Raw genomic sequence first — 10,930 nt, 5'->3', positions numbered from 1 at the left:
CTCCTCACTCCTCACTCCTCACTCCTCACTCCTCACTCCTCACTCCTCACTCCTCACTCCTCACTGCTCACTCCTCACTCCTCACTGCTCACTCCTCACTGCTCACTCCTCACTCCTCACTCCTCACTCCTCACTCCTACCAACTTTCGGCTGATTCTAGAGCGATGGTGTTTGGCCAGCGAAGGGATCAGGTACAATGACGGCAAGTTGATCATCCTGAGTGAGAGTGCTAGAAATCTGTGCAACCGCAACGCTTTCCTGAATGTAATCACCCCACCGTGAAAGCCCTGTTTCGCTACAGTGACCAGGACTTGCTCACTTTGTTTCAGCGTCACCCGGAACAGGGTAAGTATTTTGTCGCCCTGTTTTGTCGCTATCATCCGATTGTTTATACCCTCATCGCCCATGCGGCGCGATCGCCCGTCCAGGGGGATTATCTTTTTGCCCTCACCTGGCGACACGTTTTCTATGAAATGCGGGGCCTAGAACTGCGGGGGGCGGCAGCCATTGAAGCAACCTCGTTTCAAAACTGGCTGATTAATGTCACCGCTCTCTGCATCAATCAGGCGGAACTTCCCCCCGTGGAATCGATCACCTACGACCTCAAAAGCACCTCCCCTCCCCTGTGGTGCTATCTAGAGCAGGCCCTAGACCGTCTCCCCCCCGTGATTCGTCTCATCCTCCTAATGGCGAAAACGTTCCAATGGAGTCCCACCCGCATCGCCGCCTACCTCCAAGCCGAAGGCGATATGCTCTCCCCCGCTCAAGTTCAGGATTATCTCCAGGAAAGTTACCGGATGGTCACGGTGAACCTACCGGAGGATATACGGGAAATTTATCTGGGGGAAACCGCCGGGGTGGAAAATGGGGCCTTGGCCTTAAGTGATTCCCGTTAATGGGTTGAGGAGCAGAGAGGATTCATGGGTGAGAAGAAGAGAGGAGAGAGAAAAGAGGATAGAGCAATTCATCTCACTTCTCTCTCCTCACTTCTCTCTCCTCAAAAACGTGGGATAATTGCCCCGTTCCATTTTGATCAATCCCTATGGTGGCCCATCAGGCTCGGTGGTTGCAGTTTTTTCAACGTCCTTCCCTGTCGCGGCAATTGATGCTGGTCGGTTTGGTGATTACAGGACTGTGTGGGGCGATCGCCCTCTTCGCTCCCCTCTTGGTTCAATGGGGCCTCCTGGCCAGCCCTCAGGAATTTCTCACCAACCCCCTCCACCAACCCCCCGGCCCCGGCCATTGGTTCGGCACGAGCCGCCAAGGTTATGATGTCCTGGCCCGCACCTTGTTTGGAACCCGGGCCGCCTTTCAAGTGGTGATCTTAGCCACCAGCCTTTCCCTCTGTATTGGTGTGCCTTTGGGGTTAATTAGTGGCTATTGGGGGGGGAAAGTCGATCGCGCCCTGGTGTTTTTAATGGATACGGTCTACACGTTGCCGGGGTTATTGCTTTCGGTGACGTTGGCCTTTGTGGTGGGGCGAGGGGTGTTTAATGCGGCGATCGCCCTCAGTATTTCCTACGTTCCCCAATATTTCCGCGTTGTGCGCAACCATACCACCAGCGTTAAAACGGAACCCTTTATCGAAGCGGCCCGCGCCATGGGAGCCAGTCCCGCCCACATTCTCCGCAAATACCTATTTTTGAATGTGATCCAAAGTGTGCCGGTGTTATTTACCCTCAATGCCGCCGATGCGATTTTAATCCTCGGTGGTTTAGGGTTCCTCGGTTTAGGTTTGCCGCCGGAAATTCCGGAATGGGGCTATGATCTCCGTCTCGCCCTCGATGCCCTCCCCACTGGGGTTTGGTGGACAGCCCTGTTTCCGGGTTTAGCGATGACAACGTTGGTGACTGGGTTATCGTTATTGGGAGAAGGGTTGAGTGAAATCTTTAACCCCCCCACCCAACGGGGGATTTAGTCCGGAAATCTGGCCCCAATCCTTGAGGAAATGTTGAGAATTACCCCCTTGAACCCATGTACGGAATCCATGCCCAAGGTGAACGCATCGCAGATCGCTATCAAGTTGTCACGGTTTTAGGTCAGGGGTCGATGGGAACCACCTATGCAGCGGTGGATGAGCAAACCCGTCAGCGGGTGGCGATTAAAGTGGTATCCCTGCGCCAAGTCTCCGAATGGAAGGTGTTAGATCTGTTTGAGCGGGAGGCGCGGGTCTTGGCCACATTGCAGCATCCCGGCATTCCCCAATATGTGGATTATTTCCAACTGGATACCCCCGACGATCGCCGCTTTTATTTGGTGCAGGAATTGGTGGAGGGGGAATCTTTAGAAAAATTGCGATCGCAGGGCTGGCAACCCACGGAAGAGGAGGTGAAGGCGATCGCCTTTCAGGTTTTAGAAATCCTCACCTACCTCCATGGCCTCACCCCCCCGGTCATTCACCGCGACCTCAAACCCGATAATTTAATCCGGGATCCCAACGGCCGAATCGTGTTAGTAGATTTTGGCGCAGTCCAGGATATCTATCGCACCACCCTCAGCCATAGCGGTACATTTGTGGGAACCGTCGGGTATATGCCGCCGGAACAGTTTCGCGGCCAGGCTCAATTGGCCTCTGACCTCTATAGTTTAGGGGCAACGTTGGTTTTTCTCCTCTGTGGTCAATCCCCCGCTGAACTCCCTCAAAAACGGATGAAGTTGGATTTTCGGAGTGAAATTAATGTTTCCCGCCCCTTTGGGGATTGGTTGACCAAAATGCTCGAACCGGCTCTAGAGGATCGCTTTGCCAATGCCGTTGTTGCCCAAGAGACATTAACGGAAAACTTACCCCTTGATATTGTTCGCCAACTGCAACCCAACCTCAACCCCCAACCGCCCCACAGTCAAATTGTCCTCACCAAAACGGAGACGGATCTCAGAGCCGAGATTCCCAGCGGCACCTGGTGGACTGTGGGCCGGTTTAGCCTTTTGGTGGTGAATTTGCTGTGGGGGGCGATCGCCAGCATTCTTGAACTGTTCATGCTCCTGATTGTGATCATTATCGCCTTTGATCCCACCGAAGATTTTGGGGTGAAGATCCTCGTTGCAGTGTTTTTAGCATTGCCGATCTGGATTTTGGCAAAAAGTACCCATGTGGTTTGGCGACGGTTACGCCACCTCAAAGGGGATGAAACGACCCTCGAAATTACCCCCACGACGCTCAAGATCCAATCAAAATTTTTCCCGGTGGAGGAAACCGCTGAAATTCCCCTCGATCAAGTTTTGCTCTACCAAACCCATCACCCAAAACATCTCGAAGTTCAGTATCAAGGCAAGGAAACAGGGGCGGGGCGATCGCGCTGGATCTACATTTGGGAAACTTCCAAACCCTTTCGCATCCGTTTCGGCCACAGCCTCACCCCAGAGGAGCAGGATTGGCTGGTTCATGAGGTGAATGCCTTTCGCGAAGAGGTGTTAACCCGCCCCTAAGCAACCCCCTACAACCCCGACGCCCTCAAATTCTCCCGCCAATCTTCATCATGGCGGAAGACGATCACCTGATAATTGGTGTGATATTTGAGATTTTCCCTGGCGAGGCGATCGCGTTTTTGTTGCTCTGGATGATCATGCACTGAACCATCACAAAAAATGGCGATATTGGGATTGTGGTAGAGAAAATCGGGCTTAATATCAGCCTCTGGAATGAACGCTTGGGCCGCGTCCGGTAACTTCCGACCCTGGTGATAGAGTTCAGCGAGGAACTCCCGCTCAAAGGCTGAATGGGGATCCGTCTGCCCCCTTAATTGTTGGTATTGTTCCTCACGAGATCTCCCCAGCCCATGGCGTTGGATCTGGCTTTTGGTCAATTGCTCCAGGTATCCACGGATGATGTGGCGATCGAGGCGGGGATGATCAAATTGATTGCGGTAGGAGAGCAAACAGTCATAGCAAGCCTTGATACAGGTCTCCTTGGCCTCGACAAAATGGCAGATCTCCAAGGCTTCCCGCGCCAAGGCCTGGAATGCGGCCGGATTCTCCAGGATTTGAGAGAGCACACCCGCCCCGCCCTCGGAAGCCTCCCAAAAGAGAAGATATTGCCCCTGTCCCAGTCGCTCCGAGGCCAGTTCGTTCTCTTCCAGTTTGTAGACCGCTTGGATCGCCCTTTCTAGGGCATATTGCAACGTGGCGAGAAACTGATCTGCGATCGCGTACCCATCCGCATCCTGGGTGGGGATGTGACTCGCTTTAATCAGCAACACATTGCAGACATCTTCAACCATGAGATAAACTTCGCGGTGCAAGGTATCCGCCTGGTCTTCACTGCGGGCATCCCCCCAAATTCCCGTTGTACTATCAACCTTAAACCCTCGATCTAGACTACTCCTTAAGCCTCGGTTGAGCCGCAAAAGATTGGCGGTGTCGCCATAGGTAATCTCCAGGAGGGCTGTCCCATCTGCGGCGATCACTAAAGCACGTTCTTGTTTTTGTGGATCAAAACGGAAGTGAGTGGTGACGTTATAGCCATATTTGAGCCGTTCTTCCTCATCGCAGGTGATCCGCTCCCGTCGTCGCGTCAGCATCGTTTCCATCTGCAAAACATGATTGAGTTTTGCCGGATTGCCACAATGATCCGGGGCAATTTTGCCTTGGCAGTTGTCGCAAAGATGATGATCATAGGCATCCCCTGTATGGAAATAGCCACAGTGGGGACAAACTGCCACCCGTTGATAGCCGCTTTCAATCCCCTTGACAGGAATACGAGTTTTGGAAATCTGGAATTTGTTGCCCTCATAGTAAAGAACATTCTGGGGGGCAAATTCTCGAATCGCTACCCCCTTGGGACGGGAGACAAATTCTCCGTCTTGCCCGGCTTGGATATAGGCTCGGACGGGGAGACGGGGGAAATTATAGCCGGGTAAGAAGCCCTCAGCGGCAAAGTAGCGATAGGGGTAAAATTCTAACTGGGATTGATTGCGGCCTTGATGGGTTTGCCCCACCAGTAAATCAATTTGGCGTTTGGCTTCCCGCTCCTGGGCCTCGGCATGGCTACGCTCCTCAGCGGAAATTAAGCCCCCGGTGACTTTATCAATGGTTTGCCGGGCGGTTTGGAGTTGGATGTCTGCATCACGGTAGAGGTTACGCCAGCGATCGCACCCCTGATCAAAACTGGTCAGCGCATCCTCAATCACGCCGCGAATAAATTCCTCGTTGTACCAACTAGCCCGCTTTAAATCTTGACGACAGAAGTCATCCGCTAACGTCCCCCTCGCCGCCTCAAAACACTGCTCCAAAGCATCGGGGGAAAGGGTCAATTGACTGCGGATCGAATCTTGGAGGGGGTAGCCCTGTTGGGATAAATCGAGAATCTGATTCATGGAGCTTTCCAAATAAAGCCCGGTATGGGCCAACCAGAGGGAGTGAATATGGGATTTGATCAACTCCCGGTTGCCTAGCTCCAACTTGGGCGGCACCACCACCCCCGCCACCATCTGATCCGGTCGTCGGAAGAAGTATTGATCATGACCACTGCCCACAGAGGCATAGGTGATCACCAAAGCCTCCTGGCCACTGCGTCCGGCTCGGCCACTGCGTTGGGCATAGTTGGCGGGGCTGGGAGGCACATTGCGGAGGTGAACGACATTGAGATCGGCGATATCAATGCCAAGCTCCATTGTGGGGGAGCAGAACAATGTGGCCAGTTTGCCCGACCGAAAATCGGTTTCCCGTTGTTGGCGGTTTTCATTTTTGACTTGCCCCGTATGCTCCCGCCCTTCCATGTTGTGGACGTTGGGGCCGCCAGTGCCATAGAAGGCCTGGAAAAATGAGTTCACGGCTAACTGGCGATCTTCACTGCCGGGCAATCGTTTGGCGGTGAGGGGATCGGGCTGAATATGGCTGGCTTGCGCCGCTTTCCAGAGCATCGCACTAATGCGCAGTTGCACCTTTTGCCCCGATCGCAGCAGATACCCCGAATCCGCCAGGATCGTGATCAGGGTTGCGATTAAACGGTCATAATCCGCTTCACTCAGGTTCTCATTGAGCCAGGGCCAGGCTTGGGGGGAGCGCAGAAACCGACCGATTTTGCTGCGGGCGGTGAGTTTAACGGTATCTTTGCCGGATTTACCAACGGCGGTGGAAGCCCATCGCGCCTCATGGAGTTTTTCCTGGCGATCAAAGCACCATGGCTCTTTAATCAGTTGCTCCACGTTTTTCTTCAACTCCTCCAATCCTGAGGATTGCAACAGTACAGCATCGAGGGCTAAATCTTTCCGCAACTGATCCAGGAAGGCACAGATGGCGGCGTAGCGTTGGGCGGGGCTGGCTTGGAGCAAGATGGCGTGGGGATATTGCGCCCACAATGCCGTTTCGCCACAGATGGCTGCTAAGCCCTCGTATTCAATTTTCAACAGGCCGCATTGCTCAAGGTTGGGTTGGACGATCCGCCAGCCTTTTCTCAACTCTTGATAGAGGCGATATTCAATGAGATCACGAAAAACTTTTTCGTTGCGGGTTTTACCTGGCCCATAGTTTGCTTCCTGTTTAGCGTAGTCCGCCTGGGTGAGTTGCATCTGCTCGACGACGGCTGGGGCGAGATGCTGATGGGTGAGTTGTTGTTGAGCCTGGATAGCGGCGTTGAGGGCAGCGCGTAACAAACTGGTTTGCACAAAGTCGTTAAAATGGCCCGCTTGCAGTGAGGCATCCTGACGGTTATCGGTGAAGCTGAGGATTTTTTGGGATGCGGGGGGGATCGCGCCGCTGGTTTTGAGGCGATTGACGGTGGAAAGACAGAGTAACGTCGTGGCGGTGCTGCGCCCTTCACTACTGAGGCGGGAGAGTTTCGTAAATTCCCGTTTGCGTTTGTCGTGGACAACGCCACATTTTAGGCAGGTGAGGAAGGGTGAGGGGATAAACCAAAAGGTTGTCCCCTCGCTGAGGGAGGGAACGATGCGACCATTGGGCAGGATTTGGTGCCGTTGGGGAACGAAGGGATCGTATTCTGGCTTGACAAATCGCCCCTTTCGCTTCGTTTCTTTAAACCAATTCTCCGGCAACTCACTCTCTCCCTCCCATAATCCCGGCTCATCCAGGGTTAAATACCCCGCTTGGTGATCCTCATGATCGGCACTTAAGGCGGTGGGGAGGAGCGGTTGGACGGTTTGTTGCTCCTGATCGCAATGCACCAAATAATAATCTTGGCCACATTCCCGACAAAAAACGAGGGGATAGAGGAGGCGATCGCCTGTTGTTGAATATTGCCCCTCCAGGGTCAGCAGGCGTTGCGATCGCCCCTCTGCGGTGGCGTAGACGCTGCCCCCTTGGGAAATGAACTGGTGGAGGCGGAAGGCTAGCCCCCCCGTGCGACTGCCCCAGATCAACATCTGTTGGAGGAGTTCCTGGCAATGATCAACGGTTGCGCCCGTGGTGTCTGCCAGTTGGGCCGCACCATCAGCCAGGGAAATGGGGGTACGGCGCACCCAATGGCCCTCTTCTTCCCGTAGCCCAAAGGTCATCTCTAGCCAAGGGGCGAGGGGATGGGCTTGGAATGCTGCTAAGGTTTGGGCCGCGATCGGGGGCAACCCCGTTGCTACTGCGGTGCGGAGTTCTGCCGCCGTCGGATCGGGCCGTTGGATCGTCCGCTCTAGGGTTTCATCAATGACATTTTTCGGCGGCACTGCCACGCCAAAGAGTTTACGGGCGACCTTTGCCACGGTTTGATTGCGATCGCTCCGCGTCCCCTCTGTGGACATCGTGGCACTGGTGCCAATGCAAAGTAGTTTTTGGCCGCACCGTTGGCGCAATTTCCGAATCAGGATGGCCACATCTGCCCCCTGACGGCCCCGGTAGGTGTGCAATTCATCGAGGATGAGAAATTTGAGGTGAGGGGATGCGACAAGGGCCTCTTCCTGATTACGACTGAGCATCAGTTCGAGCATCATGTAGTTCGTGAGCAGGATTTGGGGGGGGTTGTTTTGGATTTCTGTTTTTTGGGTGAGGCTTTCCTGGCCGGTGTATTGGGCAACGCGAATGGGGGAATCCGGTACACCTGCGAGGAATTTTTTAAACTCCTCTTTTTGGGAGTTGATCAGGGCATTCATGGGATAAACCAAAATGGCTCGGACTCCCTTGAGGCCAGGATTGCGGAGCAGGTCATCAAAGATCGGCACAACATAGGTCATGCTTTTACCGGAGCCGGTGCCGGTGGTGAGGACGTAGGGTTCTTGGCGTTGGGCGAGGCGAAAGGCTTGGTCTTGGTGGAGGCGAAAGCGGTAGCGGGAAACATAGTCGGGGAAGTAGCGATCGCACTCTGGATGTAAAATGCCTTCCCGTACCAATGTGGGCAGATCGCCCCCTGGGGGATAGGTGGGGTTGAGTTGAACGAGGGGGTTCGGCCAGAGTTGCCCTCGTTCAAGTTCTTGATCTACAAAGCTTTTAACGTGGGGGTCGCGGATTTTCAAAAAGCTTTCGATGTATTGGCGGTAATCCTGGACGACCTCATTGCGGAGTTTGAAAATATCGAGGTTGGGGGAGGAGGGAAAGGATGAAGGGATGAGGGCGGGAGGGGGGGATGGGGTGGGGGTGCGGCCGTGGCGTTGATCCAGCCAGGTGAGTAATGATTCGGTGAGGCTGTCGTTTAGGCCGGTTTCGATCATGATTTCCCAAAATTCGGCAACGTCCCAATGGGGGGGGGTATAGGTAAAGAGGCGATCGCACTGGGCCGGCGTGAGGGATTCGACTCCGGTGCAGTCAATTTGGGCATGACCCTGGCCAATGAGCATTAAAAACGGCTCTAGGGTGGCATCGTTTTCCTGAAGCAGTTCCCGTAACTGGATGGTGATTTTCATGGTTTTTGCCAATGGGGATGGCTGAGACGGTTTAAAAAGGTGGAGGGATGGGAGTGGGAACCGCAGAGGAGGAGCGATCGCATGGCGCGGGAGCAGCCCACATAGAAGAGGCGAAGCTGTTCATCGAGGGTGGTTGCTTGTTCTTCTGGGGGGAGATCGGCGTTGAAGTGGGGGAGGATGCCTTCTTGGAGGCCGGCGATGGCGACAAAGGGAAATTCCAAGCCTTTGGCAGAATGGAGCGTGAGGATTTTAATCTGGGTGGCGTTGATGTCGATATCGTTCCCGGTGACGAATTGGGCGGTGGTTCCCCGTTGTTGGAGCCGTTGGGCGATCGCCTTACCCATGGCACTGTTGGGGCAAAGGACTGCGCCGCCATGGAGGGGCAAACGACAGTGCCGCGCTGATGCGACAAAAAATTGATGAATGGCCTCAATTTCTGCCTCTGGGTCATCGGTGAGGACAATGGTGGGGATGGCTCCCTGATAAACCGATGGCTCTGGGGTGAGGCAATCGCTATCGCCCGCCTCTGTACCGGCGAGGATGGTGCCACAGGCGGTGATGATTTGCTCGGTATTGCGATAGTTGCGTTTGAGGAGGAGGGTGCGCCCGGTGACTTTTAAATCGCTGTGGATCTGGTTCCAGCTAAAGCCGCGCTGATAGAGGGATTGGGAGGCATCGGCGGTGAGGTAAACGCCGGTAAAGGAAGGCACAAGGGCGAGGAGAAACCGGAGGGAGACGGGGGAGAGATCTTGGGCTTCGTCAATGACGACGGCTTGATAGGGGGGGGTGGGCAGTTGGGTGACGGCGGCTAAGGCTTGGCGGCGCAGTTGGGGCCAAGTCACCCATCCCTGTTCTGTCATCAGGGTTTGCCAGGTTTCGTAAAGACTCCAGAGGGCTTCGCGCAATCGGGCTTGGAGGGGCAAACCCCGGCCGCGCCGTTCGTGGCTGAGGTAGGCGGTTAGGTCGGGGATGCCCCAGCCATCGATGACGGTTTCAATTTCCTGAAGGAGGTAGGGGAGGCCCAATCGTTCTAGGGTTTGGCGGCGGCCGAGGCAATCGAAGCGGTTTTTGCCTGGGATCGGGGCGGTGTCTAGGGCGGTTTTGAGGAGGGTGAGGGCTTGATCGGTGGAGGCGAATTGGGGTTTGCCGTGGGCTTGGCAGTAGTGGTGAAAGGCGATGGAGTCGACGGTGGCGACTTTTACGCCTGCTGGTTTGAGGGGTTGGCCGATCAGGGGGTTGAGGAGTTGTTCGGAGTAGTTGACGAGGGCTTTGGTGTAGGTGGTGAAGAGGATGGGGGTGAGGCCTTCTTGGAGGAGGCGTTGGACGCGGTAGAGGGCGAGGGTAGATTTGCCGGTTCCGGGGCCGCCTTTGACGAGGATGGGGCCTTGTTTGCCGAAGGCTGTGAGTTTTTCTTGTTCGGGGTCGAGTTTGAGGAGGAAGCTGGTGAGGCTGCCGGTGGCGAGGCGTTGGAGGTCTTCGGGTTCGTTGAGGATGTATGCGGGTTGGGCGATGATTTCGGCGATGGGGCGGGGATAGAGGTTATCGATGATGCGTTGGAGGGCATGATCGGGGATGGGGAGTTCTAGGAGTGCATCTTCGTGGGGGGCGGTGAGGATGGCGGGCCAATATTCGGGGGGAATTTGCCATTGTTGGAGGCGGGTTTGGGTGATGGGGAGGGGGGTTTTGGGGTTTTGGGGTTTGGGGGGTGTTGGGGTCGGGGGGGGTTCGGTGGTGGCCCAATGAGGGGGCGGGGTGGGGGTTGCGGTGGTGGGGAGTTGGATTTCGTAGGTGCGATCGTCCCGTTTACGGATGCTGAGGAGTTTGATCCAATTGGTATCGAAGCGATAAAAGAGGCGATAGTCGCCTAGGCGGACGCGATAAACGTGATCGTCATAGCCTTTGAGTTTTTTGGCATCTCCTTGGGCGGAGATGGGGTCTTTTTCGAGAATATTGATTTTTTTCTCAACTTTTTTCTGAACGGCTTTGGGCAGGTTGAGAAGTTCGCTTAAAAAGGTGGTGGCAAAGGTGACAGTCCAGGTTTGCATGGTGTTGAAAGTTGACGGAACTTTTGGAGGAGGCAAAACGGATGCTTGAGGAAAGTATAGGTTATCTCTGGCATTTTGGCCAAGTCTCAAGGCGTTATGTGTGGT

General features: G+C 54.8%; 5 protein-coding genes. 3 read left to right on the top strand and 2 right to left on the bottom strand.

Features of this window, described 5'->3' with window-relative positions:
• Positions 1 to 239: 239 nt before the first annotated feature.
• From VB712_RS09965 to VB712_RS09955, 3 genes are all read left to right on the top strand, one after another.
• On the top strand, positions 240 to 896 hold the full coding sequence (locus VB712_RS09965) for a hypothetical protein (RefSeq protein ID WP_323254411.1): 657 nt from the start codon (positions 240 to 242) through the stop codon (positions 894 to 896).
• A gap of 146 nt (positions 897 to 1,042) precedes the next feature.
• Positions 1,043 to 1,918: an ABC transporter permease gene (locus tag VB712_RS09960; protein WP_323254410.1), complete on the top strand. Its 876-nt coding sequence runs from the start codon at positions 1,043 to 1,045 to the stop codon at positions 1,916 to 1,918.
• A gap of 56 nt (positions 1,919 to 1,974) precedes the next feature.
• Positions 1,975 to 3,426, top strand: coding sequence for a serine/threonine-protein kinase (locus VB712_RS09955; RefSeq protein WP_323254409.1), 1,452 nt, complete (start codon positions 1,975 to 1,977; stop codon positions 3,424 to 3,426).
• Positions 3,427 to 3,434: 8 nt separating this feature from the next.
• On the opposite strand, the gene VB712_RS09950 is transcribed toward VB712_RS09955, so the two are convergent.
• Both VB712_RS09950 and VB712_RS09945 read right to left on the bottom strand, forming a co-directional pair.
• Positions 3,435 to 8,780 (bottom strand): DEAD/DEAH box helicase, encoded by a 5,346-nt coding sequence (locus VB712_RS09950; RefSeq protein WP_323254408.1) that lies wholly within the window; start codon positions 8,778 to 8,780, stop codon positions 3,435 to 3,437.
• Entirely contained in the window at positions 8,777 to 10,825 is a 2,049-nt protein-coding gene (locus tag VB712_RS09945) for a 3'-5' exonuclease (protein ID WP_323254407.1), read from the bottom strand. Before VB712_RS09945 ends, VB712_RS09950 begins: the two co-directional genes overlap by 4 nt.
• Positions 10,826 to 10,930: the final 105 nt, after the last annotated feature.

This window comes from Spirulina sp. CCNP1310 (genome assembly GCF_034932185.1).
Taxonomy (GTDB): domain Bacteria; phylum Cyanobacteriota; class Cyanobacteriia; order Cyanobacteriales; family Spirulinaceae; genus Spirulina.
This window is presented reverse-complemented; position numbering and strand designations above follow the sequence as displayed.

What these genes read in the sequence shown, in the direction of transcription:
- VB712_RS09950 (WP_323254408.1), bottom strand. Translation starts at nt 8,780, where the DNA reads ATGAAAATCACCATCCAGTTACGGGAACTGCTTCAGGAAAACGATGCC.
- VB712_RS09955 (WP_323254409.1), top strand. Translation starts at nt 1,975, where the DNA reads ATGTACGGAATCCATGCCCAAGGTGAACGCATCGCAGATCGCTATCAA.
- VB712_RS09945 (WP_323254407.1), bottom strand. Translation starts at nt 10,825, where the DNA reads ATGCAAACCTGGACTGTCACCTTTGCCACCACCTTTTTAAGCGAACTT.
- VB712_RS09960 (WP_323254410.1), top strand. Translation starts at nt 1,043, where the DNA reads ATGGTGGCCCATCAGGCTCGGTGGTTGCAGTTTTTTCAACGTCCTTCC.